We start from the raw sequence: 21,704 nt of genomic DNA, 5'->3' as shown, positions 1-21,704 counted from the left end.
AAGCACAAATGGGAGGTCAGTCACAGGCATGTCCCGACACGGAAAAGCGCGGCTACCAACACCTGACACCGCCCATCAAAGCCTGACAAAAAACGTCAATTTCTCCCCTTGCACTTTCTCCGTATTCTTGCAACGCCTTCTCAAAAAGAGGCCCCAAGTATTTGGCCCGGCGGCCTTATTTCGATATATTTGAAGGCTTGGCAAACGAGGCTCCGGCGACAGATCGAACAAAAAGCAGCCGGCCGGCGCAGATAACAAGCACCAGATTCAGACGGTTACTTAATGAGCGATATTCAACTGAGCGGCCTGGCCAAGCGGCTGGTAACCGACGGCGTTCTCGACCAGGCCACTGCCGCCTCGGCGAGCAAGGCGGCCAGGCGGGAGAACCAGCCGTTTGCCCAGCATGCGGTGGAGGCCAAGCTGGTCAAGAGCCGGGAGCTGGCCAATATTGCCGCGCAGGCTTTCGGTTCCCCCCTGTTCGATCTCGGCAGCTACAACTTCGACCTGATTCCGCGGGGCCTGGTTGACGAGAAGCTGATCACCAAACACTTTACCCTGCCACTGTACAAGCGGGGCAACCGCCTGTTTGTGGCGGTGGCGGACCCCACCAACCTCGCCGGCCTGGACGAGATCAACTTCAACACCGGCCTGAATACCGACGCGGTACTGGTGGAGGCGGACAAGCTGGCCAAGGCCATCGACAGCTACCTCTCCGACAGCGGCGATATGGGCGCCGGCCTGCAGGGCATGAACGATGACGAGCTCGACGGCCTGGAGGTGGGCGGCGACGATTCGGCTCAGGAGGCCGACGACGAACCCGGGGGCGACGAGGCCCCGGTAGTACGCTTTGTGAACAAGGTACTGCTGGACGCGATCCGCACCGGGGCCTCGGACATCCACTTCGAGCCCTACGAGAAGAGCTATCGCGTGCGCCTGCGCTCCGACGGGGTACTGCACGAGGTAGCCAGGCCGCCCATCCAACTGGCCACCCGTATCTCCGCACGCCTGAAGGTCATGTCCCGGATGGATATTTCCGAGCGCCGGGTCCCCCAGGACGGCCGCATCAAGATGAAGCTGTCCAAGACCAAGGCCATTGACTTCCGGGTCAACAGCCTGCCGACCCTCTGGGGGGAGAAGATCGTCCTGCGTATCCTCGACCCCTCCTCGGCCAAGATGGGCATCGACGCGCTGGGTTATGAAGAGGACCAGAAAAAGATCTATATGGATGCGCTGGCCCAGCCGCAGGGGATGATCCTGGTGACCGGGCCCACCGGCTCGGGCAAGACAGTCTCCCTCTATACCGGCCTCAATATCCTCAATACACCGGAGCTCAATATCTCCACGGCGGAGGACCCGGTGGAGATCAACCTGGAGGGCATCAACCAGGTCAATGTCTCCAACAAGGTGGGGCTGGACTTCGCCGAGGCCCTGCGCTCCTTCCTGCGCCAGGACCCGGATATCGTGATGGTGGGTGAAATCCGGGATCTCGAGACGGCCGAAATCGCAGTCAAGGCGGCGCAAACCGGCCACCTGGTGCTGTCCACCCTGCACACCAACTCGGCGCCGGAAACCCTGACCCGCCTGATGAACATGGGGGTCCCCACTTTCAATATCGCCACCTCGGTCAGTGTGATCATTGCCCAGCGACTGGCGCGGAGGCTCTGCAGCGAATGCAAGAAGCCGGTCAACCTGCCGGACGAAGTGCTGAAGCAGGAAGGCTTCGATGCGGTCACGATCGAGCGCAAGGACTGGAAGATCTACCAGCCGGTCGGCTGCGAGCAGTGTTCCAAGGGCTACAAGGGGCGCGTGGGTGTGTATGAAGTGGTTCGCATCACCGATGGCATCTCCCGAATTATAATGGAAGGTGGCAACTCGATTCAGATTGCCGACCAGGCCCACAAAGAGGGGTTCAACAACCTGCGCACCTCCGCGCTGCGCAAGGTGGTGATGGGCACCACCAGCCTGGAGGAGGCCAACAGGGTCACCAAGGACTAGAAGGATTTCCGCAGGAGCCTGCCGGCCTGGAAAATTGGCTTCAAGTTCGCCTGCAAGCAGGCTCCTACAGCGCCGATCAGATACCGGGATGGGCAAGGCGCAGCGTGCCCATCGAACAATGACGATAGACACGCTGCGCCTTATCCACCCTACGCGGCCTCAAGTAGCGGTCGAAGTAAAACAAACATCGGGAACAACAATCATGGCCAACGCTGCAACAGTCGCCTATACCTACAAGGGAGTAGATAGCAAAGGCACCAAGGTCCAGGGAGAGATCAAAGGGACCAGCTCGGCACTTGTGAAAGCACAGCTACGCAAACAGGGCATTATTGCCAACCGGGTACAAAAAAAGCCTAAACCCCTGTTTGGCGGCGGCAGCAAGAAAGTAAAACCTACCGATATCGCGCTGTTCACTCGCCAGATGGCCACCATGATGAAGGCGGGTGTGCCACTAGTGCAGAGTTTTGAGATCGTCGCTGACGGCCTGGACAACCAGGGGCTTAAAGAGCTGATCTACAAGATCCGCGACGATGTCGCATCGGGTACTGCATTCGCCGATGCCTTGCGCAAGCATCCGCTCCAGTTCGACGATCTCTTCTGTAACCTGGTGGCTTCCGGCGAGCAGTCCGGTGCACTGGAAACCATGCTGGACCGCATTGCCACCTACAAAGAAAAAACGGAGTCGTTGAAGAAAAAGATCAAAAAGGCCATGACCTACCCAATTGCGGTGATCGTGGTCGCCATCATTGTAACTTCGATCCTGTTGATCAAGGTAGTACCTCAGTTTGCAGAGACATTTGCCGGCTTTGGCGCAGATCTGCCTGCTTTCACTCTTTTCGTTGTCAACCTTTCGGAATGGATGCAGGCAAACTGGTTTGTGGCATTAATCTCCTTGGTCATCGGTATCGGTGGTACCATTGAAATAAAAAAACGCAACCGGAAGGTAGCAGAATTTTTTGACCGGCTTATGCTGCGCGTACCTGTACTGGGCGTTATTACCTACAATTCCATCGCTGCGCGTTTTGCGCGCACAATGTCCACTACGTTTGCTGCGGGCGTCCCCCTGATCGACGCACTTAAATCTGTGGCAGGCGCTACAGGGAACAGCGTATATGAGGAGGCCACGTTAAAAATTCGCGACTCCGTTGCTACGGGTATTCCCCTGAATGCAGCTATGCGCCAGTCTGGCCTTTACCCGACCATGCTGGTACAGATGGCCGCAATCGGCGAGGAATCCGGCTCTCTGGACGAGATGCTGGCAAAAGCTGCGGACTTTTATGAAGAAGCAGTAGACAATCTGGTCGACAACCTCACCACCCTGCTGGAACCCATGATTATGGCAGTATTGGGTGTTCTGGTTGGCGGCCTGATGGTTGCCATGTACCTGCCAATTTTCAACCTTGGCAACGTAATCTAGAACCAAATGCTGAATTTTTTAGTTTCAAACCAAGCGCTGCTCCTCGGCAGCGCTTTTATTTTGGGCCTGCTACTCGGCAGCTTCCTGAACGTGGTCATCTACCGCCTCCCGATCATGATGGAGCGCGAGTACAAGCGCGACTTCCACAGCTACTTTGAAACCGAACTCGATCCGGCAGAGAAGAAAGAACTGGAAGCCCCCTTCAACCTGATCCTGCCCCACTCCCACTGCCCCAACTGCGATGCGGAGATCAGGCCCTGGCACAATGTGCCGCTGGTCAGCTATCTGATGCTGGGCGGCAAGTGCCGGTTCTGTGGTACGGCCATTTCCAGGCGCTATCCGGTAGTGGAGCTGGTGACGGGAATCCTGACCGTTATTGTCGTCTGGCAGTTGGGCTTTACCTGGCAGGCGCTGGCGGGCTGTGTGTTTACCTGGGCGTTGATCGCGCTGACCGGGATCGATTTCGACAGGCAACTGCTGCCGGACAATATCACCCTGCCGCTGCTATGGGCCGGGCTCTCGATCAATCTGTGGGGCCTGTTTGTGCCGCTGCAGGATGCGGTGATCGGGGCCATCGCCGGATACCTGGCGCTCTGGTCGGTGTTCCACCTCTTCAAGCTGGCGACCGGCAAGGAGGGCATGGGGGCCGGGGATTTCAAGATTCTGGCGGCCATCGGGGCTTGGTTCGGGTGGCAGATGTTGCCGCTGGTGATTCTCCTGTCTGCGGCTGTTGGTGCGGTAGCCGGGCTGGTATGGAGTGCGATTGCCGGGCGGGACAAGAACCTGCCGATTGCGTTCGGGCCCTACCTGGCCGGGGCCGGGTGGATTGCAATGCTTTGGGGGGAGCAGCTTATCGGGTGGTATCTGGCGTTTTCGGGGCTCGGTCACTGACGGGCCTTTCGGTCCGCTGTTTTGTGTTTTGGGCCTCGTCAGGCCGCAGAGGCCTCCCTTCTACAACAACTGACCTGTTTCACGGGGTACGAACAAAGCCTGGAGGGCAAGGAGAGTTGTCGTGTTTATTGTGGGGTTGACCGGCGGTATCGGCAGCGGCAAGTCCGCGGCGGCGGAGTGCTTCCGGAAGCTGGGAGTCAATGTGGTGGATGCGGACTGGGCGGCGCGGGTTGTGGTTGAGCCCGGGCAGCCGGCGCTTGAGAAGATCGCGGAGCACTTCGGTGCCGATGTGCTGCGGGATACCGGGGCGCTGGATCGGGCCAGGCTGCGCGGGCTGATCTTCGACAATCCCGCCGAGCGGGGCTGGCTGGAGGGCCTGCTGCACCCACTGATCCGCGAGGAGATTGTGCGGGCGCTGCGGGCCAATGAGAGCACCTATGCGATTCTGGAATCGCCGCTGCTGATCGAATCCGGGCAGACTGAACTCGTGGATCGGGTCTGTGTAGTGGATTTGCCCGAGACGCTGCAGTTGGAGCGGGCCAGTGCACGGGACGGCAACGATCCGGAGCAGATCCGCAAGATCATGGCGGCCCAGCTCTCCCGACAGGGGCGGCTGGAGAAGGCGGACGATGTGTTGGATAACAGTGGGAGTCTGGCAGGGCTGCAAGAGCAGGTTGAGGCGCTGCACCGGAAATACCGGGAAATGGCCAGTCAGCCTACTGACTGACACACCGGCTCCGAGCCTTTACACTGCCGCCACCGTTGAATTCAGTTTGTGATGTGTTATGTCGAAAGAGTCCCCTACCCTCAGTTGCCCCACCTGCAAGAAATCCCTGGAGTGGAATGAGAAGTTCCCGCACCGTCCGTTCTGCAGCGAGCGCTGCAAGCTGATCGATCTGGGGGAGTGGGCCAGTGAGGGCCACAAGATTCCGGGGCAGCCGGTTTACGACGATGTTTTGAGTGGGGACCTGGATCCTTCCCGGACCCGGCATTGAGGGCCATTCTTCCCCCTCTCCCCCGGCCCCTCTCCCGGTGGGAGAGGGGAGATACGCGTTCGCGTATAGGGGGCACACCCTACGTGGGGATCGGTTTTGCTTTCTGGATGGCTTCGAGGATGGGGGCGTTGGCGTCGGGGAATTGGTGATCGCCCAGTTCGCCGGTGTCAATCCAGGCAATCTGCTGGCCTTCCGAGCCTTTCGCTTCGCCTTCGAAGTCCGTGACCCACCAGGTATCCAGCAGCACGGTCTTTTCCGGGTAGTCGTGGCGGATTTCCGTTAACGGCTGCAGTTTCTTTGCCTCTATGGCGACTTCCTCGAGCAGTTCGCGGCCCAGGGCCTGCTGTGCTGTCTCATCCTCTTCCACCTTGCCGCCGGGAAATTCCCAGCGGCCGCCCATATGCAGGTGGTCCGGGCGACGGGCGATGAGGATTTTGCCGTCTTCGCGCATCACCACGCCCACTGCCACGTGAATCACTTTTCCCATAATGACCTCAGGTTCGGTATTCGGCGTTGATGGTGACGTATTCGTGGGAGAAGTCGCAGGTCCAGATATGTTCGCTGCAGTCGCCGCGACCCAGGTCGACGGTGATGGCGAACTCGGCCCGGGAGAATACCTGCTCGCCGGCCTCTTCCGTGTAATCCAGGGCGCGGCCGCCGGCCTCTACCACCTGCACATCGTCCAGGTAGATGTTCACCTTTTCCGTCTCCAGCCCTTCCACGCCGGCGTTGCCGATGGCCATGACCAGACGGCCCCAGTTGGGGTCGGAGGCGTAGAGGGCGGTTTTCACCAGCGGGGACTCGCCCACCTCGAAAGCCACTTTGAGCGCCTCTTCACTGGACGCAGCACCGCGCACCTGCACGGTGACGAACTTGGTGGCGCCCTCGCCATCGCGGACGATGGCCTGGGCCAGCTCGATATGCACTTCGGTGATGGCGGCTTTCAGGTGCTCGTATTCCGGACTGCGGGGATCGCCCAGCTGCGGGCCCGTGGCGCCGCTGGCAATCAGCACGCAAGCGTCGTTGGTGGAGGTGTCGCCGTCGACGCTGATGCGGTTGAAGGAGGCCTGCACGGCTTCTTTCACCAGCTCGTCCAGCAGCGGCCCGGCGATGGCGGCGTCGGTGGCGACATAGGCCAACATGGTGGCCATATTCGGCTGGATCATGCCGGCGCCCTTGGCGATGCCGGCAATGCGGATCTGCTCGCCGGCAATTTCCACACTGCGGGTGGCGGTCTTGGGGCGGGTGTCCGTGGTCATGATGGTGTGCGCCGCCGCATCCCAGCCGCTGCCATCGAGATGGGTCGCAGCAGTGGGAATCGCCTGCAGTATCTTTTCCAGCGGCAGGTGTTCGCCGATGACGCCGGTGCTGAAGGGCAATACCTGCTGTTCCGCAATATTCAGGGCGTCGGCCGCCGCGGCGCAGCAGGCGCGGGCGTCGCGCAGGCCGCGCTCGCCGGTGGCGGCGTTGGCATTGCCGGCGTTGGCCAGCAGTGCGCGGATGTTGCCGCCCGCGATATGTTCCTTCGCCACCGTCACCGGGGGCGCGCAGAAGGTATTCTGGGTGAAGGTGGCGGAGACGATGGCGCCTTCGTTCAGCTCGATCAGCAGCAGGTCGTCGCGCTGCCAGTCCTTGATTCTGGCGGGGACGCTGGCGAGGCGGATGCCGGGGATCTGGGGGAGTGAGTCTTGAGTCATTTTCATCGCGGCGGTGAGTTTTGTAGGGGGCGCCGTGCGCACCGGCAGGGTTTGGTGGTATCAGGTACGCCACCGGGAGCCGGAGGAGCCCTCTCCCCCGGCCCCTCTCCCGGGGGGAGAGGGGAGTGATGCTTTCGGGGTACGGGGCCCGCCAATTATCAGGTCGTGGAGGAGGTCAGTTTGCCGTGGCACTGCTTGTACTTCTTGCCGGAGCCGCAGGGACAGGGGTCGTTGCGGCCGACCTTGGGGCCGCGGCGCATGGGTTCCGGGACGGGTTGCTGTTCCCGGGTTTCCGCTTCCGGCATGGCGGAGGCCTGGGCGTGCTGGAGTTCCAGTTGCTGTTTGCGCTGCTGCTCCAGGCGGCGCTGTTCCATCTCCTCCATCTGCTCGCGGGTCATCGGCTCCACGTGGGCGAGGACGCGCACCACCTCGTGCTTGAGGCTATCCAGCATGCTCTGGAACAGGTGGAATGATTCGCGCTTGAACTCCTGCTTGGGGTTCTTGTTGGCGTAGGCGCGCAGGCCGATACCGGCGCGCAGGTGGTCCATGCTGGAGAGGTGTTCCTTCCAGAGCTGGTCCAGCACCTGCAGCATGATCTGGCGCTCGACGGTGGGCATCAGGTTGGCGTCGCCGGAGGATTCGGAGATGCGCTCCACCTTGGCCTTGTAGGCGTCCTGGGCGGCGGCGATGATCTTCTCGCGCAGGGTTTCCTCGTGCAGGGTGCGGTCTTCGTCCAGCCACTGCTGGATAGGCAGCTCCAGCGCCAATTCGCCGGCGAGCTGTTTTTCCAGGCCGGGAATATCCCACTGTTCCTCGACACTCTGCGGCGGTACAAAGCCGGAGATGATTTCGTCGACCACGTCGTCGCGGATGGCGGTGATGGTGTCGCTGATGGTTTCCGCTTCCAGCAGTTCGTTGCGCTGGCTGTAGATCACCTGGCGCTGATCGTTGGCGACATCGTCGTATTCCAGCAGCTGTTTGCGGATATCGAAGTTGCGGCCTTCCACGCGGCGCTGGGCCTTCTCGATGGCGTTGGACACCATGCGGTGTTCGATCGCCTCGCCCCGGTCCATGCCCAGCATCTGCATGAAGTTCTTCACCCGGTCGGAGGCGAAGATGCGCATCAGGTTGTCTTCCAGGGACAGGTAGAAGCGGGTCACACCCGGGTCGCCCTGGCGACCGGCGCGGCCGCGCAGCTGGTTGTCGATACGGCGGGATTCGTGACGCTCGGTACCGATGATATGCAGGCCACCGGCCTCGATCACCGTGGCGTTGCGCTGCTTCCAGTCTTCCCGGATCTTCGCGATCTCGTTCTCGCTGGGCTCCGTACCTTTTTTCTCGCGGAGCTCTTCCACTTCCGCCTCCCAGTTGCCGCCGAGCACGATATCGGTGCCGCGGCCGGCCATATTGGTGGCGATGGTGACGGTGCCGGGGCGACCGGCCTGGGCGATGATCTGCGCCTCGCGCTCGTGGTATTTGGCGTTCAGGACCTGGTGCTTGATGCCGGCCCTGGTCAGGCGCTGGGCCATCTCCTCGGAAGTCTCGATGGAGGCGGTGCCCACGAGGATCGGCGCCTGCTTGTCGCGGCAGTATTCGATGTCCTCGACGATGGCTTCCATCTTTTCTTCTTTGGTCAGGTAGACGAGGTCGTTCAGGTCCTCCCGCTGCCGGGGCACGTTGGTGGGGATGACCACCACGTCCAGGCCGTAGATCTGGCGGAACTCGAAGGCCTCGGTATCGGCGGTGCCGGTCATGCCCGCCAGCTTCGGGTAGAAGCGGAACAGGTTCTGGAAGGTGGTGGAGGCCAGGGTCTGGCTCTCGCTCTGGATCTGCACCTTCTCCTTGGCTTCCAGGGCCTGGTGCAGGCCCTCGGACAGGCGGCGGCCGGCCATGGTGCGGCCGGTGTGTTCGTCGATCAGTACCACCTGGCCGTTCTGGACGATGTAGTCCACGTCTTTGTGAAACAGCACGTGGGCGCGCAGGGCGGCGTGCACATGGTGCAGCAGGCCCAGGTTGCCCGGCGCGTAGAGGGATTCGTCCTCGTTCATCAGGCCGCTGCGGGACAGCAGCTCCTCCACCAGTTGGTGGCCCTGTTCGGTCAGTTCCACCTGGCGGGTCTTTTCATCGACGCTGTAGTGGCCGTCGCCGTCCTCTTCCTCGACGCGCTGCAACTGCGGCACCAGTTTGTTCATGGCCAGGTAGAGGTGGGAGGAATCCTCCGCGGCACCGGAAATGATCAGTGGCGTGCGCGCCTCGTCGATGAGGATGGAGTCCACCTCGTCGACAATGGCGAAATTCTGCGGGCGCTGCACCCGGTCTTCCTTGCGCAGCACCATGTTGTCGCGCAGGTAGTCGAAGCCGAATTCGTTGTTGGTGCCGTAGGTGATATCCGCCTGGTAGGCCGCCTTTTTTTCTTCCGGGGGCTGCTGGGAGACGATCGCGCCGACGGTGAGGCCGAGGAATTCGTACACCGGGCGCATCCAGTTGGCGTCGCGGCCGGCCAGGTAGTCGTTCACGGTGACGATGTGAACGCCCTTGCCCTCCAGTGCATTCAGGTAGGCGGGCAGTGTCGCCACCAGGGTCTTGCCCTCACCGGTGCGCATCTCGGCGATATGGCCCTCGTGCAGGGTCATGCCGCCGATCAGCTGTACGTCGAAGTGACGCAGGCCCAGGGCCCGGTCGCTGGCCTCGCGCACCGCGGCGAAGGCCTCGGGCAGTACCTGGTCGAGGGTCTCGCCATCGGCGAGGCGCTTCCTGAACTCTTCCGTCTTGGCCCTGAGGGCGGCGTCGTCCAGCCCCCGGTACTCTTCCTCCAGCGCGTTGACCTTTGCCACTGCGCGGCGCATACGCTTGAGCTCACGGTCATTTTTTGAGCCGAAGACCGATTTAATCAGATTGCCAATCATTATCCAGAAACCACTTCATTTTATTTGCGCTGCCGGCCGCCTGGGCCGGGGGAATTTTGATACCGACACCCGTGTCGAGCGCGCTTTGCAACGAGGGGTGCAAGTAAACAGGAAGGCGCAACGACTAGCAACTTTCTCCTTGAGCCGTAGCGCTCCCGGGAGACTGTCTGTTGCGCAACTAGGAAGGATAGACGCTATCTGCCAGTGCGGCGGATATAGCTGGCGGGGTCGACCGGGCGGTTGTTCTTGTACACCTCGAAGTGTACGTGGGGGCCGGTGGAGCGGCCGCTGGAACCCATCAGGGCAATGACCTGGCCCTTCTTGACCACGTCGCCCAGTTTCACCTTGAGTTCGCTGTTGTGACCGTAGCGGGTCTTGTAGCCATTGCCGTGGTTGATTTCCACCAGTTGACCATAGCCGTAACGGTCTTCAGCCCAGGTAACCACGCCGGCGGCTACCGATACCACATCGGAACCGTTCTTGCCGGCGAAATCCAGCCCGCTGTGCCAGGTGCGGCGGCCACTGAAGGGATCGGTTCGATAGCCATAGCGGGAAGACATCCAGCCGCTGGCGATGGGGCGGCCGGCGATAAACTGTTCTTCCTGCAGTTGGCGATCGGCCAGCAGTGTCTCCAGGGTGCCGAGCTGCATCTGGCGGTTTTCGATCTGGTCCGAAAGGTCACCAATCACCTCGAGAAATTCCGGCGGCTGGTAGGGCATTTCCGAGGCGCCGGCGATGGCCGGGTCTTCCGGGCCGCCCACGGCCGGGGTGTCGCCGAACTGGAACTCGCCCTCGTCCAGCTTGGCCGCGGTGGTGAGGCGTTCACCCAGGGCATCCACCCGGGTCAGGCGCGCCTGCATCTCCGCCAGCTTGACGGTGAGTGCGGTCAGTTGCTCGCGGGCCTCGCGGTCGGCCTCTTTGATCTGTTCCCGCTGCTTGCGCAGCGCCTTGCCCCAGGCCTTGGCGGTGCGGGAGTCGAAGACATCCGACTCCGCCACCGGCAGGTTGACGCCGGCCAGGAAGGCGCCCACCGGCAGGCTCAGCAGGCACAGGCCCAGCAGGGCCTTGCTGAGGCCGCCGAAGCCAAAAGTGCGCGTGACGCCGCGATCGTTAACCAGGATTATCTTCATAACAGGCGCGTGAAATTCGCTGTTTGTTGTTTTGGTATGCTCTTTCGGCGGGCATTTACCGCCCCGCATTCACGCCTTTCCGATGGCTTCGCAACCGGCCATTCCATCCCATGTTACAGCGGCCGGTTGTCGGGAATTGTAACGGGCGCACATTTCATGCGCCGGTGGCAACCCGCAACGGGCCCCACACAAACACAAAACGGCAAGAGTGCCGTTCTGCACAGCCAAAGGCTGCCCGCAAAGCGGGTGAAGCACAGGGAAGTGCCTCATGAAAAAGCCGGCAATTTTCATGCCGGCTTCTCGATATCTGGCTCAGACTGCCAGTATCGGCTTGACGTAGGAAATGGGAGCTTCCTCTTCGTCTTCGAAGGTCACCATTTCCCAGGCGTCTTCCTGCGCCATCAGGTTGCGCAGGGACTTGTTGTTGAGCGCGTGTCCGGATTTGTGCGCCTCGAACTCGCCGATCAGGCTGGTGCCCAGCAAGTAGAGGTCGCCGATGGCGTCCAGAATCTTGTGTTTCACGAATTCGTCTTCATAGCGTAACCCACCCTCGTTCAGAATCCGGTACTGGTCGATCACGATGGCGTTGTCCACGCTGCCGCCCTGCACCAGGCCCTTGGAGCGCAGGTACTCGATCTCGTGCATGAAACCGAAGGTGCGCGCGCGGCTCACTTCCTTGACGAAGGAAGTGCTGGAGAAATCCACCGAGGAGCTCAGGTTGCGGTTCTGGAACACCGGGTGGTCGAAATCGATGGTGAAAGACACCTTGAAGCCGTTGAACGGCAGGAAGCTGGCTACTTTGTCGCCCTCCTCCACAGTTACCGGCTTCTTGATACGCAGGAACTTCTTCGCCGCCGACTGTTCCTGGATTCCCGCGGACTGAATCAGGAACACAAAGGGTCCGGCGCTGCCATCCATGATCGGCACTTCCTGCGCACTCAGTTCGACGATCGCGTTGTCGATGCCCAGGCCCGCCATGGCGGACAGCAGGTGCTCGACGGTGGCGATGCGCACATCGTCCTTGACCAGGGTGGTGGACAGCAGGGTATCGCCCACATTTTGCGCGCGGGCTTCGATTTCTACCACCGGATCCAGATCGACCCGGCGGAAGACAATGCCGGTATCCACGGGCGCCGGTTTCAGGGTCAGGACGACCTTCTTGCCGGTGTGGAGCCCCACGCCAGTGGCGCGAATAGCATTTTTGAGGGTGCGCTGTTTGATCATGTATCTGTCATTTCCCAGTCGGTAAGCGGCACAAAGGCCGCAGCAAGCGGGCGATAGTACCAGAAAACCAGCACCAAAACTATATTTGGCCGCCCGGTCATCCCCACTGGTCGCCCCATACTCTCAGAATAGCTTAGCGCGAAGATTGCGGCGCCATATTGCTACCCCGATCTCAATCGTTCAATCAGCGCAATTCTAAGGTGCGAAATGGTTCCAACGCTGTAAAAATTTGTTAACCCGATCGATAGCCCGAACCAATCAAAATAACCACAGCAATAAACCGGATTTTGCAGCCGCTACCCCGAGGCAGCCCGGCCGGGGGCCGGGTGACATGAGCGGTGTGCTGCCTCGACGCGGCGGCTGTCCGGCATTTCTGGCTGTGTGGACCCTGTTCCCGGCCCGCGCGGGGGACCGCAGATTCAGCGGTGCACCTCACCTTCCCGGGGCATTGGGATCCAGCGGCAGGGCCGTTTCCATCGCCTGCGGGGCAGGCGCCTACAGCGTGTCGGTCGAGTAGCGGCCGAATCAATCCGCCTGGCGGCGCAGGAATGCCGGGATATCCAGGTATTCCATATCCGCATCTGACGGATTCAGTCCCGGCGCCGGGCGCTTGGGACGCTCGCTCTCTGCGCGCGCGCGGGTCTCCACGGCCTCGCGACCGGGCATGGCACCCTGATTGCCCATGGCGCTTTGACCTTCACGGGGCTCGCGCAGTTCCGCACGGCGGGTGTTATCCACTACTTTGGTGGGGCGCGCACCCTGCTGGGCACCCTCGCCCAGGCCGGCGGCGACCACGGTCACACGCATCTCGTCGCCCAGCTTGTCGTCCACGGCGGTGCCGATCACCACGGTGGCATCGTCGGAGGCGATCTCCTGCACGATTTCCCCCACTTCGGAGTACTCACCCAGGGTCAGCTCCTGGCAGCCGCCGTCTTCGCTGCCGGTGATGATATTCACCAGGATACCGCGGGCGCCCTGCAGGTTGACGTCGTCCAGCAGCGGACTGCGCACGGCTTTCTCCGCGGACTCGCGGGCGCGGTTCTCGCCCACGGCGGCGCCGGACCCCATCATCGCCATGCCCATTTCGGACATGACGGTGCGCACATCGGCGAAGTCCACGTTCATGATCCCCGGGCGGATCATCAGGTCGGCGATGCCCTGTACCGCACCCAGCAGCACATTGTCCGCCTCCTTGTAGGCACCCTTCATGGTGACCTTGTTGCCCAGTACCTCGAGCAGGCGATCGTTGGGGATGGTGATCAGGGAGTCGACCTTGTCGCGCAGCTCGATGATGCCCTCTTCGGCCACCTGCGAACGCTTGCGCCCTTCGATCTTGAAGGGACGGGTAACCACGGCGACGGTCAGGATGCCCAGATCCTTGGCGACTTCCGCCACGATGGGCGCACCGCCGGTGCCGGTACCGCCGCCCATGCCGGCAGTGATGAACACCATATCGGCACCCTGCAGGACTTCGGCGATACGCTCGCGGTCCTCCATCGCCGACTGGCGGCCCACATCCGGGTTGGCACCGGCGCCGAGGCCGCGGGTAATATTGTTACCCAACTGCAGAATGGTGCGCGCCTCGATATCTTTCAGTGCCTGGGCGTCCGTATTGGCGCAGATGAAATCCACACCCTCCACTTCGCTGACGATCATATGCTTCACAGCATTGCCGCCACCGCCGCCGACACCGATCACTTTGATGACAGGCTTGTCCTGTACGCTATCGACTAGTTCGAACATCTCTGTTCCCCTTTTTTGCTCATGTCAAATTCCGTTCGGGATCCCGGGACCCTCGGGCCCCGGAACCTCGGGTGGAGATACCACCCGAAACTCTTTCTCAATCGACCTTTCCCAAAACCTCGAAAAAATCCGATGGGTGCAGGTCTGCGCTTTGCTCTCTATTTCCGGGTCCCGACGGTCCCGGCCTCCCCTACAGATTTCCCCGAAACCAGTGTTTTACCTTGTCCCACCAGGGGTTTTCGTCGCGATGCGGGCGCTGGCTGACGCCCGCGCCGACTTCGTCCTGCCGCATGGCGTACATCAGCAGGCCCACGCCGGTGGAGTAAATCGGGTTGCTGACGATATCGGTCAGTCCCGCCACACCCTGAGGCACCGCCAGGCGCACCGGCATGTGGAAAATCTCCTCGGCCAGTTCCACCGCGCCTTCCATTTTCGAGGAGCCGCCGGTCAGCACCACACCCGCTGCACACAGGTCCTCGAAACCGCTGCGGCGCAGTTCCGCCTGCACCAGGGTGAAGAGTTCGTCGTACCTGGGCTCCACCACTTCCGCCAGCGCCTGGCGGGACAGGTCCCGCGGCGCGCGATCACCGACACTGGGTACCTTGATGGTCTCGCCCTCGCGCGCCAGCTTCGCCAGCGCGCAGGCGTACTTGACTTTCAGTTCCTCCGCATGGGGCGTGGGTGTGCGCAGCGCCATGGCGATATCGTTGGTCACCTGGTCACCGGCGATCGGGATCACACCCGTGTGGCGGATGGAGCCGCCGGTAAACACGGCGATATCGGTGGTGCCGCCGCCGATATCCACCATGCACACGCCCAGCTCTTTTTCGTCGTCGGTCAACACCGAGTAGCTGGAGGCGAGCTGTTCCAGGATGATGTCCTCGACTTCGAGGCCACAGCGGCGGATGCACTTTTCGATATTCTGCGCCGCATTGACCGCGCCGCTGACCAGGTGCACTTTCGCCTCCAGCCGCACGCCGGACATCCCCAGCGGTTCCTTCACGCCCTCCTGGTTGTCGATCAGGTACTCCTGCGGCAGCGTGTGCAGGATTTTCTGGTCCGCCGGAATCGCCACTGCGCGCGCGGCATCGATCACCCGGTCCACATCCTGCTGGGTCACTTCGCGATCCTTGATCGCCACGATGCCGTGGGAGTTCAGGCTGCGAATATGGCTGCCGGCGATACCCGCGTAGACCGAGTGAATTTCACAGCCGGCCATCAGTTCCGCCTCTTCCACCGCGCGCTGGATCGATTGCACCGTGGATTCGATATTCACCACCACACCCCGCTTCATACCGGTGGAGCGGTGCGAGCCGATACCGACGATATTCAGGTCGCCATCGCCGGATACCTCGCCGACAATCGCGACCACTTTGGAAGTGCCGATATCCAGACCCACGATCATGCGGTGATCGGATGCTTGTGTCATTTTTGTTCCAACCTCGCTCAACTGAACTCCGGACCGCATTCCCGATAACGGACCAGGGCACAGCGTTCGCTTTGTATTCTGTTTTGCCGGTGGGGTGCGCCCAACCGTTGATTTCGCCTACTTTTTGCCTTCCTTCCACTGCACCGCCACCGCGTTGCTGTAGCGGGTATCCACCCGCGCCACCTTTGCCAGGTGTTCCGCCAGAACACCGCGACTCAGGCTGAGGAAACGATTGACCCGCTCCAGCAGTTCATCGTGCCCCAGGTGCAGTTCCACTCCGGATACCAGCTCCAGCCGCCACCCGGCCAGGTCGTCGAAGGACAACCTTTTCACTTCCATATCCCGCGTGGTCAGAAGCCCCGCGAGTGCCTGGTACTGGGCGACAATGCGCTCCACCAGTTCCTCGTCGCCGGCCAGCTCCGGCAGGCGACCGGTTTCCATCTCCGCCGGCCGGGACAGCAGCTCGCCGCTCGCCACCAGCAATCTGTCGTCGCCCCAGGCCGCCAGCGGCCGGGCTTCCCGTACCGCCACTTCCACTCCCCGGGGCCAGCGCCTGCTGACCGAGGCGGCGGTGATCCACGGGTTCTCCAGCAGTGCCGCGCGCATTGCGCCGATATCCGCGCCGAAAAAACCTTCGCTCAGGTGCGGCAGCAATATCTCTTCTATCTGCCGCCGGGTCACCGCGCGAAACGGGCCCTTGACCCGAACCTCCTCCAGCGCGTCGACACGGCTCAGTTCGTCCACCGGCGCGCGCTGCCAGAGCCAGAGGCCGCCGTAACTCGTTGCGGCCAGTATGCCAATGGCCAGCACAACGATCAGCAGCGGCCGCCAGTTGCGGCCCTCGCGCCCGTCGCCATCGGCAATCGGGCGGGCGCCGCGGACGGGTTTTTTCTTTTTCTGATGGGCACGCTGCGCTTTGCCCATCCTACGCAGTCCCTGTAGGAGCCTGCTTGCAGGCGAATATTGAGAGGCCTCCGCAGCCGTTCGCCGCCATTCCGCATTCAGCACTCATCATTCCGCATTCCTCTCCCCCAATCGCCACTTGGCCAACTGCTGCGACAGGGCACCGACATTGCCCGCGCCCTGGGTCAGGACTATGTCGCCGGGTTCCAGCAGGTCCGCCAGTACCGGCGGCACCTGGTCGATGGTCTCGACAAAGATCGGATCCACCAGGCCGCGGTTGCGCAGGCTGCGCGCCAGGGTGCGCCCGTCGGAACCGGGAATCGGTTGCTCGCCTGCGCTGTACACATCCAGCAGTATCAGTTTGTCCACCCGCGACAGCACATCGACGAAATCCTCGAACAGATCCCGCGTGCGGGTGTAGCGATGCGGCTGGTAGATCATCACCAGGCGGCGGTCCGGCCAGCCGTCGCGCACTGTCTGCACGGTGGCGCCCACTTCCCGCGGGTGGTGGCCGTAGTCGTCCACCAGCATCACTTTTTCCGCGCCCGCTTCGTCGGTCACCGCGTAGTCACCAAAAACCTGGAAGCGACGGCCGACGCCCTGGAAACCTTTCAGTCCCTCGCGAATCGCCTCGTCACTGGCCCCCTCTTCCGTGGCCACGGCAATCGCCGCGGTCGCATTCAGGACATTGTGAATCCCCGGCGTATTGACGCAGACTTCCAGCAGTTCGCCATCCGGGCGCCGCACGCTGAAATAGCTGTGCAATGGCTCCTGTCGCACTTCGACGATGCGGAAGTCGTTGCCCTCATCGAAACCGTAGGTGGATATCGGGCGCGAGAACTGCGGTGTCACTTCGCGAATATGCTCGTCGTCCCCGCAGACTACCGCCAGACCGTAGAACGGCAGGTTGTGCACGAAGTCGACGAAAATCTGTTTGACCTTTTCGAAGTCGCCGCCGTAGGTCTCCATATGGTCCGCATCGATATTGGTGATGACGGTGACCATCGGCTGCAGGTGAATAAAGGACGCATCGCTCTCATCCGCCTCGGCAATCAGGTAGCGGCTCTCGCCCAGGGCGGCGTTGGCACCGGCGGCGTTCACCAGGCCACCGATGACAAACGTCGGGTCTTTCCTGTCCGCAGCAAAGATCGATGCAATCAGGCTGGTAGTGGTGGTCTTGCCATGCGTGCCGGCCACGGCAATACCGTAGCGATAGCGCATCAGTTCACCCAGCATTTCCGCGCGGCGCACGATGGGGATGCGGTTTTCCCGAGCAGCCACCAGCTCCGGGTTGTCGCCGTGTACCGCCGAGGAGTTCACCACCACATCCACATCGCGCACATTGTCCGCACCGTGGCCTATCTGCACGGTGACACCGAGCTCGCGCAGGCGCTCGGTGACCGAAGACTCCTTCAGGTCGGAACCGGATACGTCGTAGCCCTGGTTCTGCAGCACCTCGGCGATACCGCTCATACCGGCGCCGCCGACACCGATAAAGTGAATGCGGCGAATGCGGCGCATGGTGGGCACGCTGTAGCGGTTGCTCTCTGTGGACATAGTCAATTACCTCAGTGCCCTGTCATTTCTTCGCGGCAGGCGTCCAGCACCTGCTCCGTGGCGTCGATCATGGCCGCACCGCGCGCGGCGGTAGCCATTGCCTGTAGTTTTTCCGGCTGTGCGAACAGGTCTGTCAGCTGCTCCGCCAGTTGTTCCGCCGTCAGCGTATCCTGCTGCAGCACAATTGCGCCGCCCGCCTTCTGCAACCACTCGCCGTTTCTGGTCTGGTGATCGTCAATTGCAAACGGAAACGGCACCATGATGGCCCCCACACCGGCGGCGGCGATCTCCGACACTGTCAGCGCGCCGGCGCGGCAGATGATCAGGTCGGTGTTGCCGTAGGCGTTCGCCATATCGGCGATAAACGGCACCACTTCCGCATCGCCGATGCCCGCCTGCCGGTACGACTCCCGCGCGATATCCAGGTGGCGCTTGCCGGCCTGGTGCACCACCTGCGGTCGCAACTCTTCCGGCAACATTGCGATCGCCCGCGGCACCAGCTCATTGATCGCCACGGCACCGAGGCTGCCGCCCAGCACCAGCAGGCGCAGCGGCCGCTGCCGGGAAATGCGCGATTCCGGCGCCGGCAACTGCACTATCTCGTCGCGCACCGGGTTGCCCACCTGCCGGCCGCCGGGCAGGCCGCTGGGAAAAGCTTCCAGCACACGACTGGCGATGCGTGCCAACAACCGGTTGGTGGTGCCGGCCACCGCATTCTGTTCGTGGATGATCAGCGGTATACCGCCCATGCGCGCGGCAACACCGCCGGGGCCGGTGGCAAAGCCGCCGAATCCCAGCACCGCGTCCGGCGCCACCGACCTGACCACCGCGCCGGCCTGGCGCACGGCGCGGGCAATCTGCAGCGGCGCCTTCAGCAGCGCCAGCTTGCCCCTGCCGCGCACCCCCTCGACAGTGATGAAGTGCAGCGGGATACCCGCCTCCGGAATCAGCTGCGCTTCGATACCGCGCTCGGTACCCAGCCACTCGACGCTCGCACCCTGCGACTGCAGAGCGCGGGCCACGGCCAGCGCCGGAAATACGTGGCCGCCGGTACCGCCGGCCATCAGCAGAAATTTTTTCCCCGAGAACGCGCCGGGGTGCAGCATCTTCTCTTCAACCATCAGGCCGCCTCCCCTTTCACATTCCTGTCCCCGAGCTGCAGCGGGTTGAAGATCGGCAGCTGTCGAACAGAACCGCCCGTTCTCTCGCCCTCTGTTTCAATCCGCAACTCCGCCTGCAGGCGCAGTGCCAGCGCAAACAGCGCACAGCAGATCACCAGGCTACTGCCGCCGGAACTGACAAATGGCAGTGTCAGCCCCTTGGTGGGCAGCAGGCCCGAGGCCACGCCCATATTCACGAACGCCTGCCCCGCCAGCAGCACCGCGATGCCGAACGCCAGCAGCGCGGCGAAAAATTTTTCCTGTGCCAGTGCATCGCGCACCAGCCGCAAAAGCGACCAGGTGAGCGCGGCGAACAGTCCGATCACCACCATGCCTCCGGCCATGCCCCATTCCTCCGAAAGGATGGCGAAAATAAAATCCGTGTGCGCCTCCGGCAGGTAAAACAGTTTCTGCACACTGTTGCCGAGCCCCACACCGAACCACTCGCCGCGACCGAAAGCGATCAGCGACTGGGTCAACTGGTAGCCGCCGGCAAACTGGTCCCTCCAGGGATCCAGGAAAGTCGTCAACCGCTGCAGCCGATAGGGACTCATCAGTGCCAGCAACGCCAGGGCACTGGCCGCCAACCCCACCAGCAGGAAGGTATGCGGCAACCGCGCGCCGGCCAGGAATACCATTGCCAGCAGGGTGCCGGAAATCACCACCACGGAACCGAAATCCGGCTGCGCCAGTAGCAGCAGCGCCACCAGCCCGAGAATCACCACCGGCACCATAAAGCTGCTCCAGTGGTGCAGCTGCCGGTTGCGACGCGTCAGGAAGCTGGCAAAAAATACCAGCAGGCAAAACTTCGCCACTTCCGCCGGTTGCACGGTAAAGCCGGCGAATGTCAGCCAGCGGCGACTGCCGTTCACCTCGTGACCGATACCCGGCACCAGCACTGCCACCAACAGCAGGCAGCAGAACAACAGCAGCGGCCAGGACAGTTTCGACCAGGCCGACAGCGGAATCTGGCTCACCACCAGCGCGGCACCCGCGCCCACGGCCAGGAATACCAGGTGACGCTTGAGGAAATACCAGGGGTCACCGTAGATATCCGCCGCGAAGGCAATGGAGGCGGAAGCCACCATTACCACGCCGATGCTGACCAGGGCCAGCACGCAGAACGGCAGCACCCAGTCGACTTTCTTTTCCGTCTGCAGCTTTTCGCCCTGCGCCGGATTCATGCGGCACCTCCGGCGGTCTGTGAAGAGCCCGTCAGCGCCCCGACCGCGCGCCGGAAATCGTCGCCGCGCGCCTCAAAATTGCGGTACATATCGAAGCTGGCGCAGGCGGGCGACAGCAGCACATAGTCGCCGTCTTGGGCCAGTGCGCACGCCCGTGTTACCGCGTCGCCCATGGAGGCGGCGGATTGAATTTCCGTTTTCCCGGCAAGGGCCTCCGCAATCTTTTCGCCGTCGATACCGATGGTGACCAGTGCGCGCATCGTGTCGGCAGATTCCGCCAGCGGCGCGAAATCTGCGCCCTTGCCCTCGCCGCCGGCAATCAGCACGATCCTGCGCACATCCGTGGCAAGCCCTTCCAGTGCCGCGCGGGTGGCGCCCACATTGGTGCCCTTGGAATCGTTCACGTAGGTGACACCCTCCAGGTCGGCAACCCGTTCGCAGCGGTGCGCCAGGCCGTTGAAACGGCGCAACACCGACAGCATCGCCGCCATCGGCAGTTCCAGTGCATTGCCCAGTGCCAGGGCCGCCAGTGCATTGGCCACATTGTGGGTACCCACCATGGCCAGCTCGCTCACCGGCAGCAGCTTTTCCCGGCCCTGTGCCAGCCAGGCCTCGCCGCCACCCTGCCAGAGGCCGAACTGTTGCAGGTCCGGCTGATCCAGCCCGAAACTCCACTCGCGGCTGTGTTTCGACAGGGGACCGCGGGTCAACGGGTCCGCGCGGTTTACCACCAACTGCTGCGCATTGCGATAGATCCGCTGCTTGGCCCGGTGGTAGTCGACCATACTGTCGTAGCGGTCCATATGGTCCGCGCTCAGGTTGAGAATGGTGGCCGCCGTCGGTGCCAGCGTATTGGTTGTTTCCAGCTGAAAACTGGACAGCTCCAGCACAAACAACTCCGGCAGCGGCTGCGTCAGCAGATCCAGTACCGGCACGCCGATATTGCCACCCACGGCTACTTTTACCGCGGCCTCCTCCGCCATCAATCCCAGCAGCCGGGTCACGGTGCTCTTGCCGTTGGAGCCGGTGATCGCGGCCAGTTTCGGCGGCTGCTCCAGGCTGTTCAGTTCGCGCGCGAAGAGTTCGATATCGCCGACAACCGGGATGCCCGCCTCGACCGCCTCCCGCAACGCCGGTTCGGCCAGGGCGATGCCCGGGCTGGCGATAATCTCTGTGGCGCCGCGCATGGTGTCCGGGCTCAGCGGGCCGGTTTCCACCGGTACGTCCGGGAATTCCTCCCGGAATTTTTCCAGCCCAGGCGGCTGCGGGCGGCTGTCCGCGACCAGAGGCGAAAAACCGGCGCGCAGCAGGTAGCGCACAACCGATTGACCGGTTGCGCCCATGCCGATTACCACTTTTTTCTCCGAGGTCGCGATCAGTGTCATTGGTTTATTGGCTCTGAATATAGCCCTTTCATTCGTTCATCCATTTTGATGGGCACGCTGCGTTTTGCCCATCCTGCGTTTTCCGACT

At 62.3% G+C, this 21,704-nt stretch carries 17 protein-coding genes; 5 read left to right on the top strand and 12 right to left on the bottom strand.

Translation table 11 applies throughout. The annotated features are described in order from the left end of the window. Positions 1-282: 282 nt before the first annotated feature. The 5 genes from pilB to yacG all read left to right on the top strand — a co-directional run bounded on the left by pilB (position 283) and on the right by yacG (position 5,298). The gene (gene pilB / locus OQE62_RS03550) at positions 283-1,995 is read left to right on the top strand and encodes a type IV-A pilus assembly ATPase PilB (RefSeq protein WP_265720617.1); all 1,713 of its coding nucleotides are present in this window, start codon (positions 283-285) and stop codon (positions 1,993-1,995) included. Between the two features lie 202 nt (positions 1,996-2,197). Further along, positions 2,198-3,412 (top strand): type II secretion system F family protein, encoded by a 1,215-nt coding sequence (locus tag OQE62_RS03545; RefSeq protein ID WP_265720672.1) that lies wholly within the window; start codon positions 2,198-2,200, stop codon positions 3,410-3,412. Positions 3,413-3,418: 6 nt separating this feature from the next. Continuing rightward, positions 3,419-4,303 (top strand): prepilin peptidase, encoded by an 885-nt coding sequence (locus OQE62_RS03540; RefSeq protein ID WP_265720616.1) that lies wholly within the window; start codon positions 3,419-3,421, stop codon positions 4,301-4,303. A 121-nt stretch (positions 4,304-4,424) separates the two neighbouring features. Then, positions 4,425-5,030 (top strand): dephospho-CoA kinase, encoded by a 606-nt coding sequence (gene coaE / locus OQE62_RS03535; RefSeq protein ID WP_265720615.1) that lies wholly within the window; start codon positions 4,425-4,427, stop codon positions 5,028-5,030. 58 nt (positions 5,031-5,088) lie between these two features. Further along, positions 5,089-5,298 (top strand): DNA gyrase inhibitor YacG, encoded by a 210-nt coding sequence (gene yacG / locus OQE62_RS03530; RefSeq protein ID WP_265720614.1) that lies wholly within the window; start codon positions 5,089-5,091, stop codon positions 5,296-5,298. 79 nt (positions 5,299-5,377) lie between these two features. Here yacG and mutT read toward each other — a convergent pair whose 3' ends face one another. From mutT to murD, 12 genes are all read right to left on the bottom strand, one after another. After that, the gene (gene mutT, locus OQE62_RS03525) at positions 5,378-5,785 is read right to left on the bottom strand and encodes an 8-oxo-dGTP diphosphatase MutT (protein ID WP_265720613.1); all 408 of its coding nucleotides are present in this window, start codon (positions 5,783-5,785) and stop codon (positions 5,378-5,380) included. Between the two features lie 7 nt (positions 5,786-5,792). Beyond that, positions 5,793-6,995: a bifunctional glutamate N-acetyltransferase/amino-acid acetyltransferase ArgJ gene (gene argJ / locus OQE62_RS03520; RefSeq protein ID WP_265720612.1), complete on the bottom strand. Its 1,203-nt coding sequence runs from the start codon at positions 6,993-6,995 to the stop codon at positions 5,793-5,795. Positions 6,996-7,153: 158 nt separating this feature from the next. After that, complete coding sequence (gene secA / locus OQE62_RS03515) at positions 7,154-9,901, bottom strand: preprotein translocase subunit SecA (protein ID WP_265720611.1); 2,748 nt, start codon at positions 9,899-9,901, stop codon at positions 7,154-7,156. A gap of 194 nt (positions 9,902-10,095) precedes the next feature. Then, entirely contained in the window at positions 10,096-11,031 is a 936-nt protein-coding gene (locus OQE62_RS03510; protein WP_265720610.1) for a M23 family metallopeptidase, read from the bottom strand. Between the two features lie 312 nt (positions 11,032-11,343). Further along, positions 11,344-12,255, bottom strand: coding sequence for a UDP-3-O-acyl-N-acetylglucosamine deacetylase (gene lpxC / locus OQE62_RS03505; protein ID WP_265720609.1), 912 nt, complete (start codon positions 12,253-12,255; stop codon positions 11,344-11,346). 525 nt (positions 12,256-12,780) lie between these two features. Then, a complete protein-coding gene (ftsZ, locus tag OQE62_RS03500; RefSeq protein ID WP_265720608.1) occupies positions 12,781-13,998 on the bottom strand; it encodes a cell division protein FtsZ in 1,218 nt (405 codons plus the stop codon). A gap of 190 nt (positions 13,999-14,188) precedes the next feature. Next, complete coding sequence (gene ftsA, locus OQE62_RS03495) at positions 14,189-15,427, bottom strand: cell division protein FtsA (protein ID WP_265720607.1); 1,239 nt, start codon at positions 15,425-15,427, stop codon at positions 14,189-14,191. A 117-nt stretch (positions 15,428-15,544) separates the two neighbouring features. Further along, positions 15,545-16,351: a cell division protein FtsQ/DivIB gene (locus tag OQE62_RS03490; RefSeq protein WP_265720606.1), complete on the bottom strand. Its 807-nt coding sequence runs from the start codon at positions 16,349-16,351 to the stop codon at positions 15,545-15,547. Between the two features lie 87 nt (positions 16,352-16,438). Beyond that, positions 16,439-17,887, bottom strand: coding sequence for a UDP-N-acetylmuramate--L-alanine ligase (murC, locus tag OQE62_RS03485; RefSeq protein ID WP_265720605.1), 1,449 nt, complete (start codon positions 17,885-17,887; stop codon positions 16,439-16,441). 11 nt (positions 17,888-17,898) lie between these two features. After that, positions 17,899-19,008 (bottom strand): undecaprenyldiphospho-muramoylpentapeptide beta-N-acetylglucosaminyltransferase, encoded by a 1,110-nt coding sequence (gene murG, locus OQE62_RS03480; RefSeq protein WP_265720604.1) that lies wholly within the window; start codon positions 19,006-19,008, stop codon positions 17,899-17,901. After that, a complete protein-coding gene (gene ftsW / locus OQE62_RS03475; RefSeq protein ID WP_265720603.1) occupies positions 19,008-20,231 on the bottom strand; it encodes a putative lipid II flippase FtsW in 1,224 nt (407 codons plus the stop codon). Before ftsW ends, murG begins: the two co-directional genes overlap by 1 nt. After that, positions 20,228-21,616 carry a UDP-N-acetylmuramoyl-L-alanine--D-glutamate ligase gene (murD, locus tag OQE62_RS03470; protein ID WP_265720602.1) on the bottom strand — a complete coding sequence of 463 codons (1,389 nt, stop codon included), beginning with the start codon at positions 21,614-21,616 and terminating at the stop codon, positions 20,228-20,230. Before murD ends, ftsW begins: the two co-directional genes overlap by 4 nt. Positions 21,617-21,704 lie beyond the last annotated feature (88 nt).

The sequence above is a fragment of the Microbulbifer halophilus genome (genome assembly GCF_026183675.1).
Classification (GTDB): domain Bacteria; phylum Pseudomonadota; class Gammaproteobacteria; order Pseudomonadales; family Cellvibrionaceae; genus Microbulbifer; species Microbulbifer halophilus.
This window is presented reverse-complemented; position numbering and strand designations above follow the sequence as displayed.